The sequence below is a fragment of the Bradyrhizobium sp. TM102 genome, assembly GCF_009176685.1.
GTDB classification, from domain to species: domain Bacteria; phylum Pseudomonadota; class Alphaproteobacteria; order Rhizobiales; family Xanthobacteraceae; genus Bradyrhizobium; species Bradyrhizobium ottawaense.
The window spans coordinates 3,152,598-3,178,577 of record NZ_AP021855.1 but is presented as its reverse complement, the minus strand read 5'-3'; the positions used below and the strand labels follow the sequence as shown (position 1 = coordinate 3,178,577).

At 63.9% G+C, this 25,980-nt stretch carries 30 protein-coding genes; 12 read left to right on the top strand and 18 right to left on the bottom strand.

Annotated elements, in window-relative coordinates:
- Positions 1-27 precede the first annotated feature (27 nt).
- Positions 28-999 carry an L-histidine N(alpha)-methyltransferase gene (gene egtD, locus GDN70_RS14950; protein WP_028142856.1) on the top strand — a complete coding sequence of 324 codons (972 nt, stop codon included), beginning with the start codon at positions 28-30 and terminating at the stop codon, positions 997-999.
- 198 nt (positions 1,000-1,197) lie between these two features.
- On the opposite strand, the gene GDN70_RS14945 is transcribed toward egtD, so the two are convergent.
- Positions 1,198-2,391: a low temperature requirement protein A gene (locus GDN70_RS14945; RefSeq protein ID WP_038948050.1), complete on the bottom strand. Its 1,194-nt coding sequence runs from the start codon at positions 2,389-2,391 to the stop codon at positions 1,198-1,200.
- A gap of 25 nt (positions 2,392-2,416) precedes the next feature.
- Entirely contained in the window at positions 2,417-2,653 is a 237-nt protein-coding gene (locus tag GDN70_RS14940; RefSeq protein WP_018316584.1) for a BolA family protein, read from the bottom strand.
- A 176-nt stretch (positions 2,654-2,829) separates the two neighbouring features.
- Here GDN70_RS14940 and GDN70_RS14935 point away from each other — a divergent pair, with 176 nt between their 5' ends.
- Both GDN70_RS14935 and GDN70_RS14930 read left to right on the top strand, forming a co-directional pair.
- On the top strand, positions 2,830-3,189 hold the full coding sequence (locus GDN70_RS14935) for a DUF427 domain-containing protein (RefSeq protein ID WP_028142854.1): 360 nt from the start codon (positions 2,830-2,832) through the stop codon (positions 3,187-3,189).
- A 101-nt stretch (positions 3,190-3,290) separates the two neighbouring features.
- Entirely contained in the window at positions 3,291-4,358 is a 1,068-nt protein-coding gene (locus tag GDN70_RS14930; RefSeq protein ID WP_240536395.1) for an alpha/beta fold hydrolase, read from the top strand.
- A 20-nt stretch (positions 4,359-4,378) separates the two neighbouring features.
- Here the strand turns inward: GDN70_RS14930 and GDN70_RS14925 are convergent, their stop codons facing one another.
- Positions 4,379-4,552 carry a DUF1328 domain-containing protein gene (locus GDN70_RS14925; RefSeq protein WP_028142852.1) on the bottom strand — a complete coding sequence of 58 codons (174 nt, stop codon included), beginning with the start codon at positions 4,550-4,552 and terminating at the stop codon, positions 4,379-4,381.
- 202 nt (positions 4,553-4,754) lie between these two features.
- On the opposite strand from GDN70_RS14925, the gene GDN70_RS14920 reads away from it, so the two are divergent.
- Positions 4,755-5,942: an acyltransferase gene (locus GDN70_RS14920; RefSeq protein ID WP_028142851.1), complete on the top strand. Its 1,188-nt coding sequence runs from the start codon at positions 4,755-4,757 to the stop codon at positions 5,940-5,942.
- A 122-nt stretch (positions 5,943-6,064) separates the two neighbouring features.
- Here GDN70_RS14920 and purL read toward each other — a convergent pair whose 3' ends face one another.
- Positions 6,065-8,275 carry a phosphoribosylformylglycinamidine synthase subunit PurL gene (gene purL / locus GDN70_RS14915; RefSeq protein WP_038971651.1) on the bottom strand — a complete coding sequence of 737 codons (2,211 nt, stop codon included), beginning with the start codon at positions 8,273-8,275 and terminating at the stop codon, positions 6,065-6,067.
- A gap of 184 nt (positions 8,276-8,459) precedes the next feature.
- Between purL and GDN70_RS14910 the strand changes: the two genes are divergently transcribed.
- From GDN70_RS14910 to GDN70_RS35505, 3 genes are all read left to right on the top strand, one after another.
- The gene (locus GDN70_RS14910) at positions 8,460-8,939 is read left to right on the top strand and encodes a PaaI family thioesterase (protein ID WP_038971650.1); all 480 of its coding nucleotides are present in this window, start codon (positions 8,460-8,462) and stop codon (positions 8,937-8,939) included.
- Positions 8,940-9,015: 76 nt separating this feature from the next.
- Positions 9,016-9,975 (top strand): DMT family transporter, encoded by a 960-nt coding sequence (locus tag GDN70_RS14905; RefSeq protein ID WP_152102725.1) that lies wholly within the window; start codon positions 9,016-9,018, stop codon positions 9,973-9,975.
- Positions 9,976-10,388: 413 nt separating this feature from the next.
- Positions 10,389-10,763: a CPBP family intramembrane glutamic endopeptidase gene (locus GDN70_RS35505; RefSeq protein ID WP_244625884.1), complete on the top strand. Its 375-nt coding sequence runs from the start codon at positions 10,389-10,391 to the stop codon at positions 10,761-10,763.
- A gap of 13 nt (positions 10,764-10,776) precedes the next feature.
- On the opposite strand, the gene GDN70_RS14895 is transcribed toward GDN70_RS35505, so the two are convergent.
- Both GDN70_RS14895 and GDN70_RS14890 read right to left on the bottom strand, forming a co-directional pair.
- Positions 10,777-11,520 carry a tetratricopeptide repeat protein gene (locus tag GDN70_RS14895; protein WP_152102724.1) on the bottom strand — a complete coding sequence of 248 codons (744 nt, stop codon included), beginning with the start codon at positions 11,518-11,520 and terminating at the stop codon, positions 10,777-10,779.
- 175 nt (positions 11,521-11,695) lie between these two features.
- The gene (locus tag GDN70_RS14890; protein ID WP_028142845.1) at positions 11,696-12,301 is read right to left on the bottom strand and encodes a TetR/AcrR family transcriptional regulator; all 606 of its coding nucleotides are present in this window, start codon (positions 12,299-12,301) and stop codon (positions 11,696-11,698) included.
- Positions 12,302-12,440: 139 nt separating this feature from the next.
- Here GDN70_RS14890 and GDN70_RS14885 point away from each other — a divergent pair, with 139 nt between their 5' ends.
- Positions 12,441-12,830 (top strand): RidA family protein, encoded by a 390-nt coding sequence (locus tag GDN70_RS14885; protein ID WP_038971647.1) that lies wholly within the window; start codon positions 12,441-12,443, stop codon positions 12,828-12,830.
- Positions 12,831-12,880: 50 nt separating this feature from the next.
- Here GDN70_RS14885 and GDN70_RS14880 read toward each other — a convergent pair whose 3' ends face one another.
- Together GDN70_RS14880 and purQ are read right to left on the bottom strand one after the other, a co-directional pair.
- On the bottom strand, positions 12,881-13,852 hold the full coding sequence (locus GDN70_RS14880; protein WP_038971646.1) for a tripartite tricarboxylate transporter substrate binding protein BugD: 972 nt from the start codon (positions 13,850-13,852) through the stop codon (positions 12,881-12,883).
- Positions 13,849-14,550: a phosphoribosylformylglycinamidine synthase subunit PurQ gene (gene purQ / locus GDN70_RS14875; RefSeq protein ID WP_038971672.1), complete on the bottom strand. Its 702-nt coding sequence runs from the start codon at positions 14,548-14,550 to the stop codon at positions 13,849-13,851. Before purQ ends, GDN70_RS14880 begins: the two co-directional genes overlap by 4 nt.
- 167 nt (positions 14,551-14,717) lie before the next feature.
- Here purQ and GDN70_RS14870 point away from each other — a divergent pair, with 167 nt between their 5' ends.
- Positions 14,718-15,734, top strand: a complete 1,017-nt coding sequence (locus GDN70_RS14870; protein WP_028142841.1) for a magnesium and cobalt transport protein CorA — start codon at positions 14,718-14,720, stop codon at positions 15,732-15,734.
- Positions 15,735-15,795: 61 nt separating this feature from the next.
- Here GDN70_RS14870 and purS read toward each other — a convergent pair whose 3' ends face one another.
- Both purS and purC read right to left on the bottom strand, forming a co-directional pair.
- On the bottom strand, positions 15,796-16,035 hold the full coding sequence (gene purS, locus GDN70_RS14865; protein WP_028142840.1) for a phosphoribosylformylglycinamidine synthase subunit PurS: 240 nt from the start codon (positions 16,033-16,035) through the stop codon (positions 15,796-15,798).
- 13 nt (positions 16,036-16,048) lie between these two features.
- Positions 16,049-16,816, bottom strand: a complete 768-nt coding sequence (purC, locus tag GDN70_RS14860) for a phosphoribosylaminoimidazolesuccinocarboxamide synthase (RefSeq protein WP_173015815.1) — start codon at positions 16,814-16,816, stop codon at positions 16,049-16,051.
- Between the two features lie 323 nt (positions 16,817-17,139).
- Here purC and GDN70_RS14855 point away from each other — a divergent pair, with 323 nt between their 5' ends.
- On the top strand, positions 17,140-17,463 hold the full coding sequence (locus GDN70_RS14855; protein ID WP_028142839.1) for a DUF1476 domain-containing protein: 324 nt from the start codon (positions 17,140-17,142) through the stop codon (positions 17,461-17,463).
- A gap of 15 nt (positions 17,464-17,478) precedes the next feature.
- On the opposite strand, the gene GDN70_RS35500 is transcribed toward GDN70_RS14855, so the two are convergent.
- From GDN70_RS35500 to GDN70_RS14810, 8 genes are all read right to left on the bottom strand, one after another.
- A complete protein-coding gene (locus GDN70_RS35500; RefSeq protein WP_028142838.1) occupies positions 17,479-17,862 on the bottom strand; it encodes a hypothetical protein in 384 nt (127 codons plus the stop codon).
- A gap of 115 nt (positions 17,863-17,977) precedes the next feature.
- Positions 17,978-18,466 carry a cyanase gene (cynS, locus tag GDN70_RS14845; protein ID WP_049801764.1) on the bottom strand — a complete coding sequence of 163 codons (489 nt, stop codon included), beginning with the start codon at positions 18,464-18,466 and terminating at the stop codon, positions 17,978-17,980.
- Positions 18,467-18,481: 15 nt separating this feature from the next.
- The gene (locus GDN70_RS14840) at positions 18,482-19,405 is read right to left on the bottom strand and encodes an ABC transporter ATP-binding protein (RefSeq protein ID WP_152102723.1); all 924 of its coding nucleotides are present in this window, start codon (positions 19,403-19,405) and stop codon (positions 18,482-18,484) included.
- 5 nt (positions 19,406-19,410) lie between these two features.
- Positions 19,411-20,250: a nitrate ABC transporter permease gene (ntrB, locus tag GDN70_RS14835; protein WP_038971645.1), complete on the bottom strand. Its 840-nt coding sequence runs from the start codon at positions 20,248-20,250 to the stop codon at positions 19,411-19,413.
- Positions 20,251-20,416: 166 nt separating this feature from the next.
- Positions 20,417-21,793 (bottom strand): CmpA/NrtA family ABC transporter substrate-binding protein, encoded by a 1,377-nt coding sequence (locus GDN70_RS14825; RefSeq protein ID WP_028142835.1) that lies wholly within the window; start codon positions 21,791-21,793, stop codon positions 20,417-20,419.
- A 118-nt stretch (positions 21,794-21,911) separates the two neighbouring features.
- Entirely contained in the window at positions 21,912-22,790 is an 879-nt protein-coding gene (locus tag GDN70_RS14820; protein ID WP_028142834.1) for a sulfurtransferase, read from the bottom strand.
- Between the two features lie 52 nt (positions 22,791-22,842).
- Positions 22,843-23,976, bottom strand: coding sequence for an acyl-CoA dehydrogenase family protein (locus tag GDN70_RS14815; protein ID WP_173015814.1), 1,134 nt, complete (start codon positions 23,974-23,976; stop codon positions 22,843-22,845).
- 35 nt (positions 23,977-24,011) lie between these two features.
- Positions 24,012-24,554, bottom strand: a complete 543-nt coding sequence (locus tag GDN70_RS14810; RefSeq protein WP_152102721.1) for an OsmC family protein — start codon at positions 24,552-24,554, stop codon at positions 24,012-24,014.
- A 246-nt stretch (positions 24,555-24,800) separates the two neighbouring features.
- On the opposite strand from GDN70_RS14810, the gene GDN70_RS14805 reads away from it, so the two are divergent.
- Both GDN70_RS14805 and GDN70_RS14800 read left to right on the top strand, forming a co-directional pair.
- Complete coding sequence (locus GDN70_RS14805) at positions 24,801-25,478, top strand: TetR/AcrR family transcriptional regulator (protein WP_173015813.1); 678 nt, start codon at positions 24,801-24,803, stop codon at positions 25,476-25,478.
- A gap of 206 nt (positions 25,479-25,684) precedes the next feature.
- Positions 25,685-25,924 (top strand): diguanylate cyclase domain-containing protein, encoded by a 240-nt coding sequence (locus tag GDN70_RS14800; protein ID WP_371731577.1) that lies wholly within the window; start codon positions 25,685-25,687, stop codon positions 25,922-25,924.
- Positions 25,925-25,980: the final 56 nt, after the last annotated feature.

Genomic DNA, 25,980 nt, shown 5'->3' with positions numbered 1-25,980 from the left:
GCCGGACAGCGCGTTCAGGAGAGTATCATGAATGTGCACGCCAGCGCTTTGGCCGAAGCCCATCTTCCCGACGAGCAGACCACCGCCTTCGCCCGCGAGGCGATCAAGGACCTCTCGCAGCAGCCCAAAACACTGTCGCCGAAATATTTCTACGACGCGACCGGATCGGAGCTGTTCGAGGCAATCACGCGCCTGCCGGAATACTATCCGACGCGGACCGAGCTCTCGATCCTGAAGGACCGTGGCAGCGAGATCGCAAAGATCATTCCCGAGCATGCCGCGCTGGTCGAGTTCGGCGCCGGCGCGACGACGAAGGTCCGCCTGCTGCTCAACCATTGCAGGTTTGCGGCCTATGTCCCCGTCGACATCTCCGGTGACTTCCTCAAGGCGCAGGCGAACGGCCTGAAGCGCGATTTCCCCTCGCTCGGCATCTATCCGGTGGCTGCCGACTTCACCACGCCGTTCGAGTTGCCGAGGGCGGTCGCGTCGATGCCCAAGGTCGGCTTCTTCCCCGGCTCGACCATCGGCAATTTCGAGCCGCATGAAGCCCAGGCTTTCCTGAAGAGCGCACGCCAGATCCTGGGCCGGGGCGCGCAGATGATCATCGGCGCCGACCTCGAAAAGGATGAGCGGGTGTTGCATGATGCCTATAACGATGCCGCCGGCATCACCGCGCGCTTCAACCTCAATGTTCTGGTGCGGATCAACCGCGAGCTTGGCGGCAATTTCGACCTCTCCGCCTTCACCCACCGCGCGATCTACAATCGCGAGCGGCACCGCATCGAGATGCATCTGATCAGCAGGAAGAGCCAGACCGTGCGCCTGCTCGGCACCAGCTTCTCGTTCCGCCCCGGCGAGAGCATCCACACCGAGAACAGCTACAAATACAGCATCGAGCGTTTTGCTGCGCTGGCACAGGGCGCCGGCTGGCGGGTGCGCGAGAGCTGGACGGATGCGGCGAAGATGTTCTCGGTGCATGCGCTGGAGGTGGCGGAGTAAACGCTCCGGCGGTTATCCGCGAGAGCGCTTTCCCCGCAGCGCATCCTTCGAGACGCCCGCTTAGGCGGGCTCCTCAGGATGAGGACGGAGTGCGTGGCAGGCAGTTTCAACAAGCGCCGACGCCAAATAGCCTCATCCTGAGGAGACCGCGCAGCGGTCGTCTCGAAGGACGAGGCGCTTGCTCAGGCCGCTCGCAGTTCAATGTTCCTTGGCGTCTTCTCTGTCCGCCCCCAGCGACACCGATTCCCACACCGCGACGACGATCATGATCACCGTCGACGCGATCGACAGCCAGAGCGGCGGGAGGTCGGCTGCGAACCACCACAGCACCAGCAGCAGCATGATGCCGATGCCGTGCGAGAGCTGGAGGAAGCCGCGGATCGCGTGCTTGAACAGGATGGTGCCGATCAGAAACACCAGCGGCCCGCCGATCGTGCTCAGAACCGTCCTCATATCGGAATGGCCGGTCGGGTGCTTCAGCACCAGCTCGTCCGAGACCGCGGTCAGGATGATGCCGGCGATGATCGGCGTGTGCAGATAGGTATAGGCGAGCCGCGCGAGGCGGCCGGATTCGGCGGACTTCGAGATCCGCTCCGAGCCGGCCTCGGCGCCCTTGTGGAAATAGACCCACCACATCGCGATGGCGCCGACCAATGCGGAGACGAAGGCCATGATGTTGTCCGCGGTCCACTCCAGTTCGGCAAAGGTCGCCCCGTTGACGACGACGGCTTCGCCGAGCGCGATGATGACGAAGAGAGAGCAACGCTCGGCCATGTGGCCGCCCTCGACGGCCCAGGCTTCGACCGACGAGAAGCCGAGTTTGGGAACCCAGAAGCGCGCCGCCGGCGAGACGTATTCCCACGTGACCGCCGCAATCCACAGCCATAGCCGCGTCTCGCCTTCGGACAGGCCGCCCGCGATCCACAGCACCGCGGAGATCGAGAGCCAGCTCAGAATGCGGATCGCGTTGTGGCGGACCGCGGTCCGATGCCGCGGCGTTGCGAACAGCCAGAAGGCGGTGCGCCCGAGCTGCATCGCCGCGTAGGCGATCGCAAACCACAGGCCCCGCCCCTCGAAAGCGGTCGGAATCGTCGTCGACAGCACCAGCCCGCCCAGCATCATCAGGAAGAGCATGACGCGGACCGGGGTCAGCTCCGGATTGAGCCAATTGGTGACCCAGGCGGTGTAGACCCACACCCACCACACCGCGAGAAACAGCACCGTGACGTGCACCGCGCCGAGCGGCGTGAAATGGTGCAGCAGCGTATGCGACACCTGCGTGACGGCGAAGACGAAGACGAGGTCGAAGAACAGCTCGACGTTGGTGACGCGGCTGTGCTGGTTCGGCACGATGACGCGAAACATCGCGCCGCGAGAATTGTCCGCAGCCATCGTCGTCTCCCGTCGCGCGATCAGGTCAGGCGCCCGGCACGCCGGTTTGCAGCGCCAGCGCGTGCAGCACGCCGCCCATCTGGCCGCGCAGGGACTGATAGACGATCTGGTGCTGCTGGACGCGGGATTTGCCGCGGAAGGATTCCGAGATCACGGTCGCGGCATAGTGATCGCCGTCGCCGGCGAGGTCACGGATGGTCACCTCGGCATCGGGGATCGCCGCCTTGATCATCGCCTCGATATCGTGGGCGTCCATGGGCATTCGGGTCTCGCTCCTTCTAGTCTCGAATCGCTGCCGGGGTCCCCTCGCCGGCAGTGCCAAACTTAGCGTGAACGGACTTCTGCGTCACGCTTTCCGGCACTATATCCATGATCCCATCAGGATAAAGGCACGACAAAGTGCCGCGCGCGGCAGATTGATCGAAAAGGCGTGAAATCATGAAGCTTCCAGGGCCCGACCATCCCATCACCATCACCCAAAATCCCCGGCGCGTCCGTGTGACCGCCGGCGACATCGTGATCGCCGAGACCGGCAAGGCGCTGACGCTGAAGGAGGCCAAATATCCGGCGGTGCAATATGTGCCGCGGGAGGACACCAACATGGCCTTGCTGGCGCGCACCGACCGCGTCACCCACTGCCCCTACAAGGGGGATGCGAGCTATTACAGCGTAAAGGCCGACGGCAAGGTGCTCGATAATGCGATCTGGACCTACGAGACGCCCTTTCCCGCGATGAGCGAGATTTCCGGCCATCTCGCCTTCTATCCGGACAAGGTGAAGATCGAGGAAGTGGGGTAGGCTCGCGGCGCTGTGACGCCGGGGCGATCCTGGATCGCCTCCTTCCAGTCGACACAAGGCACGAGATGCCGCGCCGGGCCACAAGACTGATTGGGGTCTCGTTGCTGGGATTGTCCGGCATCCTTGTTGTGCTCGCTGCTGCCGGGCTGGGTTTTCGTGCCTATCGTCAGCACCTTGCTGCCCAAACTCTCGCGATCCGCTCTCCCGCCGGCGTGCAGGAGGGAGAGTTCATCGAGATCGGCGGCATCAAGCAATGGATTCAAATCCGCGGTGAGGATCGGGATAACCCGGTTCTCCTGTTCGTCCACGGCGGCCCCGGCGGCTCCACCCTGCCGATCTCGTCGGGCTGGCGCCCCTGGGAAGAGCATTTCACCGTTGTCCAATGGGACCAGCGCGGCACCGGCCGCACCTTTGGCGCAGCTGGAGACGCGCTCGCCCCCACGATGACACTGGAGCGGATGACGCAAGACGGCATCGAACTGGCCGAGTACCTGCGCACGCATTTGCACAAGGACAAGATCGTCCTGGTCGGGCATTCCTGGGGCTCATTCCTGGGAATTCGAATGGCGAAGCAACGTCCGGATCTGTTCTCGGCCTATGTCGGCACAGGCCAGGTGGTCGGCAAGGCGACCTTCGAGAAGGCCTTCGAACTCACGATCGCGCGTTTGCAACGGCTTGCGGCAGCGGCCACCAACAGGGAGGCCCTGGCCGAATTGGCGCCGATCGCTTCACAACCGGTCCTCACCCCGGAAAATCGCCTGATTGCGGACAAATGGAGCAATGTGCTGGGTCTGCCGCTCGCCGACGGCTTCCAGCTCGCCGGTCCCATCCCGCCGCTCTTCATGCCGGATGTCTCGCTGCTTGATCTGTACAATTGGCGGAGGGGCGCCGCCTTCTCAGCAAAGTACCTGACGGGACGGAACGGGCCGATGTTTCAGAGCGATATGGCCTCGCTCGGGTTCGAATTTTCGATCCCGATGTTCTTCATCGAGGGCGATGCGGATGGCGTCACGCCGAGCGAACCCGCCGAGCAATATTTCAAGGAGGTCACCGCCCCGCACAAGGAGTTTGCTCGGATTCGCGGCGGCGACCATTTCATTCCGTTCGATCGTCCTGATGAATTCTTGGCCGAGCTGATGGCCCGCGTCATGCCGTTCGCAGCCCACTGAGGACTGGTGCAGCCGCCCGGCTACGCCCTGAAGATCGTGAGCCCAAGTATCAGCAACACCAGGAAGATCACGACGAAGACATAAAACAGGAAGCGGGCGATATCGGCGGAGACGGCCGAAATGCCGCTGAAGCCGAGCACGCCGGCCACGATCGAGACAAGTAGGAAGATCAACGCCCATTTCAGGATCGTCATTGCCAGCTCCGAATTGTGCCGCTCCTCGCGGCCGTCAGCCCTTCCCTTCGGCGGACGCTAACTTCGCTGTTCGGAACTGGTTCCTACGGGTGTCAGGACCCAGGTTGGGGCTCAAGTGGGGCCTCAACTACGGCGCAAACGAGCCTTGCTGAATCGGGCTCGCGGCGGCACAGTCCGGCCCGGGGCAGGCGCGCGGGGGACCATGATGACGATGGCGGATTCAGCGACGATCGGCGCGGAGGCACACGCCGCGCCGAAAACCAAAGCGCGCAATTTGTCGCTCGATCGTGCCCGCACCTTCCTGACCCTCGTGGTGCTGCTGCATCATGCAGTGATCCCCTACACGCATTTCGGTCACACCGATCCGGCCTCCTTTGCCGGTTTCGACATGATCGTGCTCGCCACCGACAGCTTCTTCATGGCGATGTTCTTCTTCCTGTCGGGCCTGTTCACCTGGCCGGGCATCGCGCGCAAGGCGCCGTCGGTCTTTTTGCGTGACCGCCTGCTGCGGCTCGGGCTGCCGTTCGCGATCGCGGCCTTCACCATCATCCCGCTCGCCTATTACGCCATCGCGCTACGGGCCGAGCCCGAGCTGACCTTCGCAGCGTTCTGGTGGAAGACGGTGACGTCGGGCCCATGGCCGAGCGGCCCGATCTGGTTCGTATGGGTGCTGCTCGCCTTCGACCTGACCGCGAGCCTGCTCTACCGGGTCTCGGCGCATCTGGTCGATCCCGGCAACCGCGTCTCGTTGCTCGGATTTCAGCAGCCGGCCGTGTTCTGGCTGATGCTCGTCGCCGTAAGCGTCATCGTCTATCTGCCTGCGCTGCTCTATTTCGGTACCAACAAATGGTTCGAGTTCGGACCGTTCTCGGTGCAGGCGAGCCGGATCCTGCTCTACTTCAGCTACTTCTTCATCGGCGCCAGCGTCGGTTCGGCGAATTTCGATCGCGGCATCCTCAGCGCCGACGGTCAGTTGCCGAAGCAGCGCTGGCTATGGGTGATCGTCACGCTGATCCCCTACTGCCTGATGTGGTGCATGATCTACATCAAGCGCGAGATCCTCGGGAATCCCGATCACCTGCCGCACTGGTACCACGTGTTCTACGGCACGTTCTTCGTGCTGTTCTCGGCCTCGATCCTGCTCGCGATCCTCGCCTTCTTCCTGCATTCGAAGGCGCCGGGGCCGACCCTGCTCGACCGCATGCAGGCGGATGCCTATGGCATCTTCCTGGTGCACTACCCGATCGCGCTGTGGATCCAGTACGCGCTGTTCGACTATGCGTGGCCTGCGATCGTGAAGGCCACGATCGGCCTCGTGCTCACGGTGATCCTGAGCTGGGGCCTGACGGCGGCATTGCGGAAGATTCCGGGGGCGTCCCACGTGTTGTGAGGCACGAGGTCCCTCCACGCGTCACTGCGAGCGCAGCGAAGCGATCCAAAGTCCCCCGGCGGAGGTAGTCTGGATTGCTTCGTCGCTTCGCTCATCGCAATGACGGAGTGCGTGGCAGCAGCTCAGGCCGCCTTCCCGCCCATATATTCCGGCAGCCAGCGCTCGAACGATTTGCGCAAGCTGTCGATCGCCACGGGCGCTTCGCCCGCGATCGCGATCGCATCGCCGCCGGTGGTGCCGATTCGCACGCAGGGCACTTCGCAGCCGCGCATCTTGGCCAGCACGCGGCCGGCTTCGGTTTCCGGCACGGTGACGAGATAGCGCGCCTGGTCCTCGCCGAACCAATAGGCCTGCGAGACCAGTGAAGTCGGCGCCGCCAGCAGCTTGGCCCCGATGCCGCCCGCCATCGCCATCTCGGCCAGTGCGATCAGGAGGCCGCCGTCGGAGAGGTCGTGCACGGCGGTCGCGGTGCCGCCATGGATCATGCCGCGCACGCAATCGCCATTGCGCTTCTCGGCGGCGAGATCGACCGGCGGCGGCGCGCCCTCCTCGCGGCCGCAGATGTCGCGCAGGTAAACGGACTGGCCGAGCCAGCCATGGGTCTCGCCGACCAGGAGGATCGCTTCGCCCTCGGCCTTGAAGGCGAGCGAGGCGGATTTGGTGAAATCGTCGAGCAGGCCGACGCCGCCGATGGACGGTGTGGGGAGGATCGCGCGGCCGTTGGTCTCGTTGTAGAGCGAGACGTTGCCGGAGACGACCGGGAAGTCGAGCGTGCGGCAGGCTTCCGAGATGCCCTTCAGGCAGCCGACGAACTGGCCCATGATCTCGGGCCTTTCAGGATTGCCGAAGTTGAGGTTGTCGGTGATCGCGAGCGGCTTGCCGCCGACCGCGGTGATGTTGCGCCAGGCTTCGGCCACCGCCTGCTTGCCGCCTTCGAACGGGTCCGCCTCGCAATAGCGCGGCGTGACGTCAACGGTCAGCGCCAGCCCCTTCGGCCCGTCCTCGATGCGCACCACGGCGGCATCGCCGCCGGGACGCTGCATGGTGTTGCCGAGAATGACGTGGTCGTACTGCTCCCAGACCCAGCGCTTGCTGCACATGTCCGGCGTGCCGATCAGCTTCTCCAGCGCGCCACCTACGCCCATCGGCGCCGGCACATCGCGCGCATGCACGACCGGCAACGCGGCGGAAGGGACATGCGGACGGTCGTAGAGCGGCGCCTCGTCGCCGAGCTCCTTGATCGGCAGGTCGGCCATGACGTCGCCGCCAAGCTTGACCACGAAACGCTTGCTCGGCGTGGTGTAGCCGACCACGGCGAAGTCCAGGCCCCACTTCTTGAAGATCGCCTCGGCTTCCTTTTCCTTCTCGGGCTTGAGCACCATGAGCATGCGCTCCTGGCTTTCCGAGAGCATCATCTCGTAGGCGCTCATCCCGGTCTCGCGGGTCGGCACCGCATCGAGATCGAGATCGACGCCGAGGTCGCCCTTGGCGCCCATCTCGACCGCCGAGCAGGTCAGGCCCGCCGCGCCCATGTCCTGGATCGCGATGACGCAGCCCTTCTCCATGATCTCGAGGCAGGCTTCCAACAGCAGCTTCTCGGCGAAGGGATCGCCGACCTGCACGGTCGGGCGCTTCTCCTCGGACTTGTCGTCGAACTCGGCCGAGGCCATCGAGGCGCCGTGAATGCCGTCGCGCCCCGTCTTGGAGCCGAGATAGACGATCGGCATGTTCACGCCGGACGCCGCCGCATAGAAGATCTTGTCGGCATCGGCGAGGCCGACAGCCATCGCGTTGACGAGGATGTTGCCGTCATAGCGGGTGTGGAAGCGCACCTGGCCGCCCACCGTCGGCACGCCGAAGGAATTGCCGTACCCCCCGACGCCGGCGACGACGCCGGAGACCAGATGCCGTGTCCGGGCATGTTCGGGCGCGCCGAAGCTGAGCGCATTGAGGCAGGCGATGGGACGCGCGCCCATGGTGAAGACGTCGCGCAAAATGCCGCCGACTCCCGTGGTGGCGCCCTGGTAGGGCTCGATGTAGCTCGGGTGGTTGTGGCTTTCCATCTTGAAGACCACCGCCTGGCCGTCGCCGATGTCGATCACGCCGGCATTCTCGCCGGGGCCCTGGATCACCCAGGGCGCCTTGGTCGGCAGGCCCTTGAGATGGATGCGCGACGACTTGTACGAGCAGTGCTCGTTCCACATCGCCGAGAAGATGCCGAGCTCGGTGAAGGTCGGCTCCCGCCCGATCAGCTTCAGGATGCGCTCATATTCGTCGGGCTTGAGCCCATGGGCGGCAACCAGTTCGGGGGTGATCTTGGGTTCGTTCTTCATGGATTCCAGGCTTTCGGCGGCGGTTTGGCCGTTCTTAGGAACATCCAGGGCTCGCGAAAAGCCCTTTATGGCGCATTTTCCCGCTGTCCCACGTTTTGCAGGCGGGGACGGCGGGAACAGGAATTGCACGGCGCGGACGGATCGGATTTAAGGGCTGAAGACCCGCAATTGAAGGCCCATTTCCTTGCACGAATTGACCAAAGCGCCCCCACCCCGCCGCCCTGACCTCCACGTCGCCACCGAGGGCGAATTTGTGGGCTGGCGGACCTGGATTCGCGACAGTTTTGAGTCCCATGTCGGCCCCTTCTGGCACCGGATCGAGGCGGATGGCAACGTCCGCAGCGCCTTCCGGGTCGAGAAAAAGCACCTCAACGGCTCCGGGAACGTCCACGGCGGCTGCTACATGGCCTTTGCCGATTACTCCCTGTTTGCGATCGCCACCCATGTCCTGGACAGCCGGGCTGTGACGACCAATTTTGCCTGTGAATTCCTCGACGCGGCACGCGAGGGTGAGCTGATCGAATGCACCGGCGAGGTCACCCGCGCCGGCGGCTCGCTGATCTTCCTGCGCGGCAAGATGACGTCCGGGACGCGGGTGCTGCTCACCTTTTCCGGCACGATCAAGCGGATGAAGCGAAAGGCGCTACCTCAGCCAAACGCATAGCTCGGCGCCTTCCCTTTTCGCGCCCCCTCGCCCAGACTTCCCGGCAAGCGCTGTCGCGCCGGGGAGCAGGAACAAGGTGCCGCAGAGCACATCGGAGGCGGGGCGCTCAGCGGCCTCCGTTTCATCGCCGTTGCCGTCCATGGCCGCCACCGGCGCGCGCAACTGGCGCGACTATGCGCTCGCGCTCGCCTGCTGCTGGAGCTCGACCTACCCGCTGGCCAAGCTGGCGCTTCCCACCATCCCGCCCATCACCTTCATCTCGGCACGCTCACTGATCGCGGCTGCCTTCCTGTTCGCGATCCTGTGGATGCGCGGCATCAGCGTCCCGACCGACGCGAAGGCGTGGAAGCTGTTCGCGACCCAGCAGCTGATCAACTCGACCTTTCCGTTCCTGATCATCACCTGGTCGCAGCTCTATGTGCCGGCGTCGAACACCGTGGTGCTGGCCTCGACCACGCCGATCTTCGCGTTCCTGATCACCTCGCTGATCACCCGGCATGAGCCGGCAACGCTGCTCAAGCTCGCCGGCGCGATCCTCGGCCTCGCCGGCACCATTCTCATCGTCGGCCTCGATGCACTGCGCGGCTTCGGGATCGAGATCGTGGCGGAGATCGCGATCCTGCTCGCCACCATCTCCTTTGCCTGCGCCACGATCTTCGGCCTTCGCCTCTCCGAATACGACCCGATGGTGGTGGCGGCCGGCTCGCTATTGTTCGGCGGTCTCATCCTGCTGCCGCCATCGCTGATCATCGACCAGCCCTGGACGCTGCAGCCGACGCCGACCGCGATCGTCGCCACCATCGTCATGGGCATCGTCTCGAGCGCGCTGGGCTTGATGCTGTTCTACGTCTGCCTCGGCCGCCTCGGTACGCTAACCACGAATGCGCAAGGGTATCTGCGCATTCCGATCGGCGTCGGCCTCTCCGTGCTGCTGCTCGGCGAGAGCGTGCCGTCGAACCTGGCGCTGGGGCTAGTGCTGGTGATGGCGGGTGTCGCCGCGATGACCGTGCCGGCGGAGAAGTTCAAGCTGCGCTAGGCCGATTGCGCGGGCTTTGAGCGCCAGCGCGGGCATAGCTCGATTGACACACGCGGGACGAATATGAGGTAGTCGGGCGCAAGCCTGTCGTGACGCATCCCTCCCTCAGGGCCCAGCATGGAAAGTCGTTCACCGGACGCCATTGGCGATTCAAAGGCCGATCGCGCGCCCAGCCTCTGGTGATTTGCGCTCGCGCTCTTCCCGCTCGTTGCATCCCAACTGATGCGACGGCATCAGCATAGTGCCGCGGGCTGGCTCGTCTGGGACTATGCCGGCCGAGTCGCCGCTCTGGTCATCCTTGCGGCGATTCCGGCAGCACGCGCTATCGCCTATCGCAGGGAGAAACGCCGGATCTCTCTACTTGAAATCGGGGTCTGGATTGCTGGGTCAGTGCTGCTGGACCGGTTGGGTCAGTGGCCGCTACGTCTCATGAATGCGACATTTCCGGCGACCATCGTCGGCAAGTATCCGCACCCAATCGGCTGGCTCAACGTCTCCTTGTCGTTGGCCTGATACTGGTCGCGGCCAGCGAAGAGATCATCTTCAGGCGATTGCTTCGGAACACCGCCCGACCTTACCTGGGTGACGGCGCCTTTGCCGTTCTCATCACTTCTCTCATGTTCGGTGCCCATCATTGGTGGTCCGGGGTCGGGAACATCCTTCTCGCCACAATATTCGGCATCCTTTTCATGGTGATGCATTGGCGGTCAGGCGCCCTTTGGCCGGTCGTGCTCGCGCATTACCTCGTTGACCTGGTCGCGTTTGCCGGAATTTGGCGCTGGTTCTGAAGCGCGAAGGCAACTAGCGCGACGCCGACAATTGCTTCTCGGCGATCGACAGCCATTCCGCCTGCGCGTTGCGCAGATATTTCGGTGCGCGGCGCATCTGGATCAGCAACTCGTTGAAGACCATTCGCGCCTCGGCGGTGCGGCCGACCACCTGCAGCAGCAGGCCGTAGCGCACCCGCGCTTCGGCGCCGGGGTAGTAGCCGGCGAGAGCGTGATATTCCTCCAGCGCCTCGTCGGTCCGGCCGACCTCGACGAGCGCGCGGGCGTAGAGCAGATGCGCATCCGCGGAATCGAAGTCGGGCCATTGCTTCTGGAGATCGTCGAGCGTCGTGAGCGCGTCGACCGGACGCTTGGCGGAAAACTCGGCCTGCGCCTTGCGAAACACATAGGCGGGATCGTGCCCCATCGGCAGCTTCAGGATGTGGTCATAATGCTGCTCGGCCTCAGCGAACCGGCCGATATTCGCGCACTCGTCCGCCAGCGCCGCGCGGTTGGCGATGGTGTCGGCGTCAGCCAGCCGGTCCGACAATTCGCGATAGCGCTTCTCCGGATCGAGCCGGTTGGCGACGCGCTGGCGCGCCTGCCGGGCACCGTGACTGGAAAACCATTCGGGAATGAGCTCGACCGCGATATAGGCGAGCGCGCCCATCATCGGCACCAGCAGGATGATGAAGGCCCAGGGCCGCAACCGCCCGGTTCGCGAGGCGTGATAGATCAGCGTGAGATCGAGCAGCAGAACGATCAGGGCAACGGGCATGTGACATCCACGGGCACAGCGACAGCGCACGCTCCGTGATATCGCAATTGCAGCGGCGGAACAACTTTGAGTTGCTCCCCTTGCAGAAAATCAGCGACCCCGGACGCACGCGCCGTGATGGCGACGAGGAGTCAGTCGCCTCAAGCGTGACGGAGGTTCACGAGCGAAATTTGCATCATGCGCGGCCATTCGAGTCGCGCAGCAATCCGCTCGCCAACTGTCGAAACGCGTCCACGGCCTTGTTCAGCACGACTTTCGGATCGTTGGCTGCGGCGACCCATAATGCGGCACTGAGCGCGGCGCCGTTCAGCAGTCGCCCGGCTGCTTCAACATCCAAAGGCTTCACCACCTTCTCGTCGATCAGTGACCGGATCGTTCGCATGGTGATATCCAGGCAGGCGTTCTCGCCGGGCCATTTGGATGGATCACCGAGTACGGCAGGTCCATCCAGAAGCATGATGCGCTGAATTTCAGGATCGAGCGCCATTTCGATATAGGCACTGCCCTCTGCGAGCAGGCCCTGCCACAAGGTTGGCGCTTGCTCCCGGATCGCGCGCAGCCGCTCCGCCATTTCGCCATCGATCTGCGCGACGACGGCCCAGAGCAGCCCCTTCTTGTCCTCGAAATTGTGATAGAGCGCGCCCCGTGTCAGCCCGACCGAGGCCGTCAGCTCATCCATCGACGCTTCTGCATAACCCTGCGTGGCGAAAGCCTTGCGCGCAGCGCGGATGAGCTTGGCCCGATTTTCCGCCATGGCTGCGGCACGTTTTCCCTCGATCATGCTCGACCCATTTTCTGTTGACATACGCCCCGTATGTGAGCGATAAGCTCACATACGAACCGTATATGAACAATGTCACGACCGGCGCCGCAAGGCAATTCGCGGTCCCTGCCCCTGATCTTTCGAAAGGCACAGCCACATGCTCCAGCGCGAGGCCATCTTCCCCGCTCACCGTCAAGCACTTTATGAAGCTCATCGGTATTCGGCCGCGATCCGGTCCGGCGACTTGCTGTTCGTCTCGGGACAGGTCGGCAGCCGCGAGGACGGCTCACCCGAGCCCGTGTTCGAGGACCAGGTCCGGCGTGCGTTTGCCAATTTGCGCGCGGTGCTCGCAGCTGCCGGATGCACGCTGGACGACGTGGTGGATGTCACCACGTTTCACACCAATCCTGCCCAACAGATCGATACGGTGATGGCTGTCCGCAGCACCGAGATCGGCGACGCGCCCTATCCGAATTGGACGGCTGTTGGCGTGAATTGGCTTGCCGGGTTCGACTTCGAGATCAAGGTCGTCGCGCGGATTCCTTGAGTCGCGCAAAGCCGTCTCCCGCCAATGCGGGAGCCGGCAGGAGCGGCCGACTACTTGGCGTCGTCCGCCAGCATTTTCCGATATTTTTCGACGTCCCGTGTCACGAGCTGCTGCAGCAGCTCCGGCGTATGCTCATTGGCATCGGGCGCAACGGTCGACAGGTCGGCAAAGCGCTTCTTGACCGCGTCGGTCTCGACGGCCGTGCGCGCCGCGGCGTTCAGCTTGGCAATCACGGCCGGCGGCGTGCCCTTGGGCGCGAACAGGCCGTTCCAGCCTTGCGCCTCGAATTCGGGCAGGCCCGCTTCCGTCGAGGTCGGCAGGTCCGGCAGCGTGGCGAGCCGCACGGTCGAGCCGACCACGAGCCCCTTCACCAGCTTCTCGTTGATCGATTGCGAGACCGAGGCCGCCGCATCGCAGACGCCGTCGATCTGGCTGCCGACGGCATCGGTCAGCGCGGGCGCGGCGCCGCGATAGCCGACCAGCGTCGCGTCGATGCTGGCGGCGGTGACGAAGCTCTTGCAGATCAGATAGTTCGAGGAGCCGACGCCGGCATGGCCGAGATTGATCTTGCCGGGATTGGCCTTGGCGTAGGCGATGAACTCCTTGAGGTCCTTCGCCGGAAAGTCCTTGCGCAGCGCGATGATGCCGAACGTCTTCGCCACCATGGCGATCGGCACGAAGGAATCAGGCGTGAACGGCAGCTTGGGATAGATCGTGTAGGTCGCGGCATTGGTGCCGGCATTGCCGATTGCGATGGTGTAGCCGTCGGGCTCGGCACGGGAGGCGCGCGCCAGCGCAGTCGAGCCGCCGGCCCCCGCAACGTTCTCGATCACGATGGTCTGGCCGAGCGCGATGCCCATCTGCTCGGCCACCGCGCGCGCGATCACGTCCGAGGTGCCGCCGGCCGCGAACGGCACGATCATGGTGATCGGACGTTTTGGATAGTCCTGCGCGAACGCGGCCGTCACGAATGCCAGCGCCGCGATCGCAGCGAGAGCCCGCTTCACCGCGAACGCAATCACGCGGCTCTTTCCAGATGCGCGGTCAGGCCCGCGAACAAGCCGCGGCCGTCGGTGCAGCCCATGATGTCTTCGACGTGGTTTTCCGGATGCGGCATCATGCCGAGCACGTTGCCCTTGTCGTTGACGATGCCGGCGATCGAATGCGCGGCGCCGTTGATGTTGTGAGCTTCGTCCACCACGCCCTCGGCGGAGCAATAGCGATAGAGCACCCGCCCCTCGCCTTCGAGCCGCTTGATGGTCTCTTCATCCGCCTCGTAATTGCCTTCGCCATGGGCGACCGGCACGCGGATCACCTGCCCGGCATTGTAGCCGCGGGTGAACGGCGTGTCGGAACGCTCGACGCGCAGATGCACGTCGTGACAGATGAATTTCAGCCGCGCATTGCGCATCAGCACGCCCGGCAAGAGGCCGGACTCGCAGAGGATCTGAAAACCGTTGCAGACGCCGAGCACGAGGCCGCCCTTGGCCGCATAGTCGCGCACCGCGTCCATCACCGGCGCGCGTGCCGCGATGGCGCCGCAGCGCAAATAGTCGCCGTAGGAGAAGCCGCCCGGCACCACCACGAGATCCGTGCCCGCGGGCAGCGACGGCTCGGCGTGCCAGACCATCGCCGGCTCGCTGCCCGAGATCATCCTCAGCGCCCGCGCCATGTCGCGTTCGCGGTTGATTCCGGGAAAGACGAGGATGGCGGCTTTCATGGCAAAAGTTCCGACGGTGATGGGAATCGGGCTGGCCAAAGGGCCAATTCGCGAAGAGACATAGCCATTTGACGGGGATTTTACCAGTGCTAGCCTTGCCGGACGGCCTTGTACACAGGCCATAGCCGAGGCACTTTTGCCCGACGATCTTGCCCGGGATTGAAGCCATGAACGTCCCGTCGCTGCCCACGTCCCCCTCCGAGCCCGTGTCCACCGAGGGCGTCGTCGCCGCCGGCGCCTATGTCGATGGCCGCCGTATCGCCAATATCGCCATCAGCGAGGCCTCGAGCTGGCGGGCCAAGCCCGGCCACGTGGTCTGGATCGGCCTGCACGAGCCCGACATGGCGCTGCTCGGCGCGGTGCAGAAGCAATTCGACCTGCACGAACTCGCGATCGAGGACGCCAACCACGCCCATCAGCGGCCCAAGATCGAGCAATATGGCGAAGCCCTGTTCATCGTGGCGCGGACGGCGCAGCTGGTCGAGGGCCGCATCGTCTTCGGCGAAACCCACATCTTCGTCGGCGAAGGTTATCTGGTCTCGGTGCGCCACGGCGCCTCGACGTCCTACAGGCCGGTGCGCGAACGCTGCGAAAGCTGCCCGCGGGCGCTCGCCCGCGGCGAGGATTACATCCTCTATGCGATCCTCGATTTCATCGTCGACAATTACTCGCCCGTGCTCGAGAGCATTCACGACGAAGTCGAGGGTATCGAGGACGACGTGCTGTCCAAGGCGATCAGCAAAGCCCAGATCGAGCGGCTCTACATGCTGCGCCGCGACCTGTTGCGGCTGCGCAACGCGATCGGGCCGCTGGTGGAGGTCTGCCGCCGGCTGGAGCATGACGAGCTGTCGATGGTGCGGCAGGCCATGCAGCCGCTATTTCGCGACGTCACCGACCACGTCCGCAACATCCAGGAGCGCATCGATTCCATGCGCGAGGTGCTGGCCTTCGCATTCGAGGCCAGCCTGCTGGTCGGCCAGGCGCAGGAGACGGCGGTGTCCAAGAAGCTCGCGTCCTGGCTCGCGATCATCGCGATCCCGACCGCGCTTGCCGGCATCTACGGCATGAACTTCAAGCACATGCCGGAGCTGGAATGGGACTACGGCTATTACATGCTGCTCGGCGTGATGCTGACGGCGTGCACCGCGCTGTACTGGCGTTTTCGTCGCGCCGGATGGCTATGAGGAAATCGCTTCGTAGCCCGGATGGATCGAAGCGCGATCCGGGCTACCATGGCGGACAGCCCTAGACGATTTCGACCCGATAGTTCTCGATCACGGTATTCGCCAACAGCTTGTCGGCGGCTTCCTTCAGCGCGGCTTCCGCCTTGGTCTTGTCGGCGCCGGCGAGCTCGATGTCGAACACCTTGCCCTGGCGGACGCTGGCGACGCCGTCGACGCCGAGCGACTTCAGCGCGCCTTCGATGGCCTTGCCTTGCGGATCGAGGATGCCCGTCTTCAAGGTAACGGTGACACGTGCCTTCACGTCGAAAATCCCCTCAGCTCTTCACCAGCACCGGGCCGGAGCCCTGCGGACGCTCGTTCTCCATGAGGATGCCGAGACGTTTTGCAACTTCAGTATAGGCCTCGAGCAGGCCGCCGAGATCCCTGCGGAAACGGTCCTTGTCGAGCTTCTCGTTCGACTTGATGTCCCACAGACGGCAGCTATCCGGCGAGATCTCGTCGGCGACGATGATGCGCATCATCTCGTTCTCGAACAGACGTCCGCATTCCATCTTGAAGTCGACGAGGCGGATGCCGATGCCGAGGAAGAGGCCGGTGAGGAAGTCGTTGACGCGGATGGCAAGCGCCATGATGTCGTCGATCTCCTGGGGCGTCGCCCAGCCGAAGGCCGTGATGTGCTCTTCCGACACCATGGGGTCGTTGAGCTGGTCGTTCTTGTAGTAGAATTCGATGATCGAACGGGGCAGCTGGGTGCCCTCCTCGATGCCGAGGCGCTGCGACAGCGAGCCCGCGGCGACGTTCCGCACCACCACCTCGAGCGGCACGATCTCGACCTCGCGAATCAACTGCTCGCGCATGTTGAGACGGCGAATGAAGTGGGTCGGCACCCCGATGTCGTTGAGGTGCTGAAACAGGTACTCCGAGATCCGGTTGTTGAGGACGCCCTTGCCCTCGATTACCTGATGCTTTTTCGCATTGAACGCGGTCGCGTCGTCCTTGAAGTGCTGGATCAGGGTACCGGGCTCCGGGCCTTCATACAGAACCTTTGCCTTGCCTTCATAAATGCGACGCCGCCGGCTCATGGGGATGTACCGTGTTTTGTTGAAATCCATGTATTTGGTGTGCTCCGGTTACTAGGATTTACGACCCACAGCGGAGCTGCCGTGAACGACCCGGAACCCCGTCCATAACCCTTGGAAACAGAACGGGAACCGAGCCTTCAGGCAACCTATCCGATTGGCTGACCGAGCACAATCGATCCGGCCGTCCGGCGCCAACTTATACCATCTTGCCTGCGGCTTAACGGCCCGTTGTTTTGCCGATTCGTGCTATCTATGTAGGCATGCAGTCGGGTCGCCGCAACGGAAGGCTCCCGCTCCATTCAGCAGGGGATTTGGAACAAGGCATGAGCGAGTTCGACAAGCGCCAGGAAGGTTTCGAGAAGAAATACGCCCTCGACGAGGAGCAGAAATTCAAGGCGGAGGCCCGCCGCAACCGGCTGCTCGGGCTGTGGGCGGCTGAAAAGCTCGGCATGTCAGGCGATGCCGCCACCGCCTATGCCAAGGAGGTGGTCGCGGCCGATTTCGAGGAGGCCGGCGATGCCGACGTCCTGCGCAAGATCACGGCCGATTTCACCGCCAAGAACGTCGCCGTCACCGAGCAGGCGATTCGCGCCAAGATGAGCGAGCTGCTCGCGGTGGCGGCCGCCGAGGTGAAGGCGGGGAAGTGACCCCGCCGTCTGGCTCTATTTCAGCGTGATCTGAAAACCCATCGATCCGCTGATATTGAATCCCTCCGCTTGTTGCGGTCCGAACTGCCGGTTGATGTTGGTGTTGACCGACTCCATCCGGCAATCGCGGGCGAGCACCTCGCGCAGGAGATCACATTCGCGCGCCGCCATCTCATAGACCGTGCGGCGCGCGCGGTCGCGCAGTTTCTGGGCCTCCTCGCTGTCCCCGGTCGGACCGGCGACAAAGAAGTTGATCGAAGTCTGCACACGCACCGATCCTTCCTGCCGCAGACCACCGCCGCCTTGCTCGGCGATGACACGCTGGGACTGAGCCTTGGCGGGAGCTATCACGACCAGCAGACCAACGCCTGCCAAGACAAAACGCGAGCGGAATTTCATCACGGGTACCTGTGGTTGAAGCGAGGCCCGTTACCTAGCCTCCAGAGGTTGCCGTCAGGCAAACCATGGACCGCAAACACCGGGCCGCCGCTTCACCAGCGGTTAACTGCGTCGGTCACTCCTCCTTGAAGCCGTATTCCGGCACGTTGCCGCTGGCGCCGTAATATTTGTACGGCAGGAATTTGCCGCTCATGGTGATCTTGACGCGGTCGCCCTTCGGGTTGGCGACGCGCTCCATGGCCATGTCGAAGTCGATCGCCGACATGATGCCGTCGCCGAATTCTTCCTCGATCAGCGCCTTCCAGGCCGGGCCGTTCACCATCACCATTTCGTAGAAGCGATAGATCAGGGGATCGGTCGGCGGCATCGGCGTGCCGGTGCCGCGCATCGGCACCTCGTTGAGCATCGCAACTTCCGCCTTCGACAGGCCGAACAGCTCGCCGGCATTGGCAGCCTGCGGCTTCGTCAATTTCATCTGGCCGAGGATGGCGCCGACGATGAGGACCTCGGAATACCCCCCGATCTTGTCGCAGATGTGCTTCCAGCTCCAGCCCTTCTCGCGCTTGATGTCGAGCAGCTTCTCAGTGAGGTCTTCGCGTTTCATGTCAGGGTCTCCTTTTCAAGCAGTCAGTCCGGGACTGGTCCCGGGCGTCCAGGTCTGGCGTTGCTCGTCACCACTGGATGCGATCGTCAGTCCGGGCTTGCCGATATGCACCAGCGGCACATTACGCGGATCGTGATCGGGTGTCTCGGCGGTAAACGTCTTGCTGCGCGTCACCAGGAAATCGATGATGTGGTTGCGCAGTGCGTAGTAGAGCGGGTGGCGGTGCAGATCAGTGCGGCCGCGGTCCCTCGGCAGCGGGTTCTCGACGACCTCGGCCAGCACCGCACCGGGTCCGTTGGTCATCAGGAAGATCTTGTCGGCGAGATAGATCGCCTCGTCGACATCATGGCTGATCATGAACGCGGTCTGCCCGGTCTCCAGGCAGATGCGCCGCACCTCGTCCTGCAGCGTGCCGCGCGTCAGCGCGTCCAGCGCCGAGAATGGCTCGTCCATCAGCATGATCTTCGGCGTGATCGAGAGCGCACGCGCGATGCCGACGCGCTGCTTCATGCCGCCCGACAGTTCCGAGGGCCGCTTGTGCTCGGAGCCGGTCAGGCCAACGAGGTCGATGAAGGTCTGCGCATGCGCCCTCACCTTGGCGCGGTCCCAGCTCCGCCATTTCGAGCTCACGGCATAGGCGACGTTGCCGAGCACGGTGCGCCAGGGCAACAGTGCGTGGCTCTGGAAGATCACGGCGCGGTCGAGGCTGGTGCCCGAAATCGCCTGCCCGTCGACGATGACGGCGCCCTCGCTCGGCGCATCGAGGCCGGCGAGGATGTTGAGCACGGTGGTCTTGCCGCAGCCGGAATGCCCGATCACGCAGGCAAACTCGCCGCGCGCCATCGACAGCCACAGGTTCTCGAACACGGTGGTCGTGGCGCCGCCGGCGCTGGGATAGCGCTTCGCGATGGCTTCGATGGAGATGAATTTGTCGGTCATCTCCCCTACTCCGGAAACGTGACCATGCGCGTGAAGCGCGCCAGGATCTGGTCGAGCAGCATGCCGACGATCCCGATCAGCAGGATCGCGATGATCACGTTGGTGATCGACAGATTATTCCACTCGTTCCAGACGAAATAGCCGATGCCGGTGCCGCCGACGAGCATTTCGGCGGCGACGATGACGAGCCAGGCGATGCCGATCGAGATGCGCATGCCGGTCAGGATCGTCGGCGCCGCCGCGGGGAGGATCACGGTGAAGGCCCGCCTGATGGTGCCGACCTCGAGCGTGCGCGCGACGTTGATCCATTCCTTGCGCACGCTGGCGACGCCGAACACGGTGTTGAGCAGCATCGGCCAGATCGAGCAGATGAAGATGACGAAGATCGCCGAGATCGAGGAATCCTTGATGGTGTAGAGCGCGAGCGGCATCCAGGCCAGCGGCGAGATCGGCTTCAGCACCTGGATGAAGGGATCGAGCGCCTTGCTCAGCAGCGGCGACATGCCGATCAGAAATCCGAGCGGGATCGCGACCAGCACCGCCAGCAGATAGCCGGTGCCGACCCGCGCGATCGAATAGGCAAGCTGGATGCCGAGCCCCTTGTCGTTCGGCCCGTTGTCGTAGAACGGCCGCCGCAAATGCTCCCACAACTTGGCGCCGACATCGAGCGGCCCGGGCATCGCCGATTTGCCCTGCGTCGCGGTCAGCCCCATCAGCTTGGCGTATTCGGGGCTCATCGTGGCGACGGGGCCTGTCGAGCGCGTGGCGAGATGCCAGATGCCGAGGAATGCAGCGAGCAGCGCGATGGAGACGAGACCGGCGCGGAGGCGGAGAGAAGAAGTCATCGCGCGAGACCTCTCCGCCCGTCGTCCCGGCGAACGCCGGGACCCATAACCCCAGGGAGAAGTTTGGCGAAGACTCGTCGTTCGGTACTCCCATCGATAGCAATCGATGGATTCCGCGGTATGGGTCTCGGCGTTCGCCGGGACGACGATGCTGAGAGAGATCTCATCACGACGACTTCCTGATCTTGAAGCTCGCGACATAGTCCTCCGGCTTGGCCGGATCGAAAGTCTTGCCCATCACCGCAAACGACTTGTACGCGCTCGCAGGCGGTGTGAGCCCCATCTCGGCCATCAGCTTCTTGGTGTCGGTGGCCAGATACACCTGCTCGGCCACCGCCTTGTAGTCGACGTCGCCCTTGATCTGGCCCCAGCGCTTCATCTGCGTCAGCATCCACACCGCAAAGGACTGCCAGGGGAATGGATCGAAATCGACGCGCTTCGCATCGGTCTTCACGCCACCGAGGCCGTCGGCATAGGTGCCGGTCAAGACCTGCTCCAGCACCGTCACCGGCGCGTTGATGTAATTGGCCGGCGCGATGGCTTCCGCGATCTGCTTGCGGTTCTCCGCCTTCGAGGCATAGGCGGTCGCATCGACGATGGCGCGGGTCAGCGCCGCAAAGCTGTTTGGCGCTGACGTGATGAACTCGCGGCTGGCGGCGAAGCTGCAACAGGGATGACCGTCCCAGATCTCCTTCGACAACAGATGCATGAAGCCGACGCCGTCATAGATCGCGCGCTGGCAGATGTTGTCGGGGGCGAGGAAGCCGTCGATATTGTCTGCACGCAAATTGGCGACCATCTCCGGCGGCGGCACCGAGCGCAGCTGCACGTCGGTATCGGGATCGAGCCCGTGCTCGGCGAGATAGTAGCGCAGCAGGTAATTGTGCATGGAATAGTCGAAGGGGATGGCGAATTTCAGGCCCTTCCAGTCCTTCGGGTCGCGCTTGTCCTTGTGCTTGGCCGCCAGCACGATGCCCTGCCCGTTGATGTTCTCGATCGCCGGCACGGCAAAGGGAATGGCGTTCGCACCGAGGCCCAGCGAGATCGCGATCGGCATCGGTGCCAGCATGTGCGCGGCGTCGTACTCCTTGTTGATGGTCTTGTCGCGGATCACGGCCCAGCCGGCGGTCTTGACCACCTCGACGTTGAGACCGTGCTTGGCATAGAAGCCCATCGGCGCCGCCATGATGATGGGCGTGGCGCAAGTAATCGGGATGAAGCCGACCTTGAGGTCCTTCTTCTCGGGCACACCGGCTTGCGCGAATACTTCGGTTGCGGTCTGCAGCGGAAAGAACTGCGACAGCGCGGCCAGTGCGGTGGACGCCCCGACCGACTTCAGAAACGCCCGCCGTGCCACATCCTGCGGGAACATCGCGCGCATCACGGCCGACGCAATCACGCCCTCGTAGCGTTTCTCCTCGCTCTCGACCGGCTCGCAGCGCAGCGCCGCCTGCTCGTGCTCCCTCGCCGAACGGTGCTGGCCGCAAACGCAGCCCGCCCCGAGATTGCGGTCGGCATCGAACGGATCGTCGAACATGGACATGCTGCTGCGCCCCTTTGTCACACTGCGCGGCGGACGCCGTTGTCCGCCGCGTCAGGTCAGAATTCCATCGTGGCCCGGCTACCGCTTGCGCAGCCGGGCCATTGGAAACATGCAGGTTCTATGCCGCCTTGCCCGTTACCTGGGCAGCAATGGGCAACCCCTGCTCGATCGGCAGCGAGGGGTCACGCGACCATTCGTTCCAGGAGCCGAAATACATCCGCACGTCCTTCACGCCGGCGTTCTTCAGCGCCAGGAAGGTGTTCGAAGCGCGCGCGCCCTTGAAGCAGTAGAGATAGACTGGCGTCGTCGGCGTGATGCCGACGGTGGCGCATTCGGCCAAAATCTCGTCCTTGGACTTGAAGCGGGGCCCTTCGGCGGTCGGCTTCATCATGCGGTACCATTCCAGCCACACCGCGCCGGGGATGCGGCCCTTGCGCGGGCAGAAATCCTTGCCATAGGGCGAAGAGCTGTCGCCGATCCATTCGTCGACATCGCGCACGTCGAGAATGGCGATGCCGGGCTTGCCGACCGCGGCAAGCATGGTCTTCGCGTCGATCAGGATCTCGCCGGCTTCCGGCACGATCGCGAACGAGGCCTTCGCCGGCGCCGGGACATCCTTGGTCACCGGAAGACCCGCGGCCGACCACGCATCGAAGCCGCCATGCAGCACCTTGACTTTGGGATAGCCGAGCATGGTGAGCAGATAATAGCCGCGGCAGGACTGGCCGAAGCCGGAATTCATCGACTGCTCGTAGATCACCGCGGTCTCCTTGCCGGAGAGACCGGCAGCGCCGAAGGCGTCGGCGAATTTGGTCTTCAGCTCGCTCATGCCTTCCGGCGTCGAGGTCGCGAGAAACGTGAAGATCTCGTGCACGTTCACCGCGCCCGGCAGATGCCCGGCGCCATAGGCATCGGGATTGCGGGTGTCGATGACGACACAGGGTTCGAGCTTCAAGAGATCGGCAAGTTCGCTGGCAGAGATCAGAACGTCCGTCATTGGCAGCCTCTCCGTTGAGGTTAAGCGGTGGTCTGGGGTGGACTCGTGAAGCTCAGGACTCGGCGAGCATCTTGCGCAGCTGCTTGGTGGCCGGCGTGACGATCGCGACGAAATAGGCCTCGCGCAGCCGCCGCTGTGCGCGGTGGCTCCTGAGGTAGCCGCGCGCGCCACAATGCAGCATCGCCGCATGCGCCGCCGCGACACTGGCCTCGCCTGCGCGCAGGCGCAGCGCGATCACCTTGCGCCAGTAGGTCTCGTCCTCGTTGTAGGGATCGCGCGCCAGCGCCATGGTCTCGGCCTCGAGCTCGGCGGCGAGGTCGCGGAAGTGCACCGGCTGCTGCGGCAGATAGCGGTTGATATGGCCGAGCGGACTATCGACCTCGCCCATGATGTTGATGCAGTCCTTGATGAGGCCGAGCGCCATGCCGGCCTGCAGCAGGATGAAGCCGGCGCGGATCTTCTTGACGAAGGGGCCGGCGGGGTCGGCGAGGATCAGCTCGTCCGGCACGAAGACGTCGCGGAACTGAACGCCATAGGTGCCGGTGCCGTCCATCGCCATGAACGGCTTGCACGGCGTCAGCGTGATCGCGGGATCGGAGCAATCGGCCAGGAACATGACCGTGCCGGGCTCGCCACTTGCGACGCCCTGATCGTCCTCACGCTCGAAGATGGTGCCGAAATAATGGTCGGGACCGAGATTGGAGACCCAGGGCAGCGCGCCGCGCACGATGTAGCCGCCCTCGACCTTGCGCCCTTTCAGCTTCAGTTTCTCGATGCCGAAAAAGCTCTTCATCGGGTTGGAGAGCCCGGTGCCGCCGAGCACCCGGCCGGTCGAGAAAGCATCGCCGAACCGCTTGGCGAGCTTCAGATTGGTCGAGTTGGCGGCGTACCAGACCAGCGTGTTCTGGCACCAGGCCATGAAAGCCGTGGCGCCGCAGACCTCGCCGATCGCGGCCATCGCCTGGATGGCGCAGCGCAAGTCGGCGGGACCTTCGTGCGGCACGTGACTGCCCCAGGCGCCGACCGCACCGAACTTGCGCAACACCTCGGCCGGATAGACCGAGCCGTCGTCGATGCCGGCGGCGAGCGGCGCGAGATCTTCGCGCGCGATCCGCGCCACCTCCCCTGCAATGGACGGTGCGGGCTGATCCAAACTTTCGGCCCGCGATAAAGCCAGTGAACCCATGATCGTCTCCCGCACCTTGTCCTGGTTGCGATCAGCTAGATGCCGACCTCGAGATTGACCGGGCGCGTGAAGGTGTTGGCGACCGGCGACCATTTCTTCACATGGGCGACCAGCGCGTTGATCTCGTCCTGCGAGACGCCCTCGCATTCCATGTCGACCTTGACCCGCACGTCGGTGAAGCCGACCGGCTTGTCCGAGGTATCGCCGGTGCCCCAGACCGCGGTGATGTTGAGGTCGCCTTCGAGCTCGAGCTCGAGCTTGTTGACGATCCAGCCGCGATGCACGGCGTTGGCGTGCAGGCCGACGGCGAGGCACGAGCCGAGCGCGGCAAGCGAGGCTTCCGACGGATTGGGCGCGGTGTCGTCACCCAAAAGGCCCGGCGGCTCGTCGACGATATAGGGCGGCAGATTGCGGATGTAGTTGGCGTGACGGAATTTGCCTTCCGCGACCGTCTTGCACTTCAAGGTCTTGACGACCTTCGGATTGGCCTTGCCGCTCGCGATCAGTTGCTCGAGGCCATTCTTGTCGATGGGCGCAAGGCACCCCGTCAGCACTGTCTTTTGAACGACGGCAGTCATCATCTTCTCCCTGGCAGCCGCGGAAAACGGCAGGATACCGAACGGTCTGTTTCCTTGCATGGAGCGTGCCAGACGGGACCGAAAACGAAATGCGAGGCATTGGAGCCGCTTAGCGATGGCTGCCTGCGGATTGATCAGCCGCACTCTGCTCAAAGGCGATGCAGCTGAGATGGCCGATGCGAATCTTTTTAGCGCGAAGCAGATGCGGCTTGATGATACCGCGCGGCTGCGATTAAGTTGCAATCCATGGCCAAACCTTCACTGAACAAGCCCTCACTGAACAAGATGTCGTCGAAGAAGAACGCGCCGCATTCAGGCGCGGGCGATGACGAATCCGCGCGCGGGCGCCTGCTCAGCGCCGCCTCGCATTTGTTCTGCAAGAACGGAATCAACGCCACCGGCATCGATGCGATCATCGAAGAGGCCGGGACCGCGAAGACCACGCTTTACAAATTGTTCGGCTCCAAGACCAACCTCGTCAACGCGGTGCTGGAGAGCGAAGGCAAGCAATGGCGCGAATGGTTCATCGGCGCCATGGAAGACGGCGGCGGCGATGCGCAGGCCAAGCTGACGCGCATCTTCCCGGCCCTGAAGAGCTGGTTTGCCGAAGAGCGCTTCTACGGCTGCCCCTTCATCAACGCGGTCGGCGAGCACGACAAGGACGCCAAGCAGTTCCGCAACATCGCACTGAAGCACAAGAAGATCGTGCTCGGCCACATCGAGAAGCTCGCCGGCGAGCTTGGCTCGAGCGAGCCCGCGGTGCTCGCGCATCAGCTCGGCCTCCTGATCGACGGCGCGATCGTGGCCGCGATGATCTCGCGTGATCCCGGCGTGGCAGATACGGCGGCGCTGACGGCCGGCCCCCTACTCGGCCAGTCCAAGTCGAAGAAGAAGCGCGCGGCGGATCAGCTGGAGGCGGTGTGATCGCCTCCCACCCCGTGTCGCAGATCTCGTGAGGTGGACAAGGGCGCAAAGCGCCGTGCCCACCAAACTCGTTCAGCTTCGTCGATCGAGATGGTGGGCACGCTTTGCTTTGCCCACCCTTCGAAGCCTGCATTCGACGCAGCCTTAGGTCCCACGCTCCACCGCCACACCTGCACCAAACCGCATCTTCCTGCAGCGAGGTCGCATTGTCCTATGAGCTCAGCGGCGAAATGCACGCCTGCATCGGCGCCAGCGTCGGCATCGCGCTGTCACCGGATCACGGCGCCGACGTCGCCGGACTGCTGGCGGTCGCCGATGCCGCGCTCTACCAGGCGAAGTCGGGCGGCAAATCGCGTTGCTGCCTGGCGTCGGTCGAGTCCAACCTCGCGGCGTTGCGCCAGCTCCAGCACGGCACCCCCAAGGACGAGGTCGCAAGCGCGGCCTGATACAGACCTCGTAGGGTGGATTAGCAAAGCGTAGTCCACCAAATCGAATCAGCGAG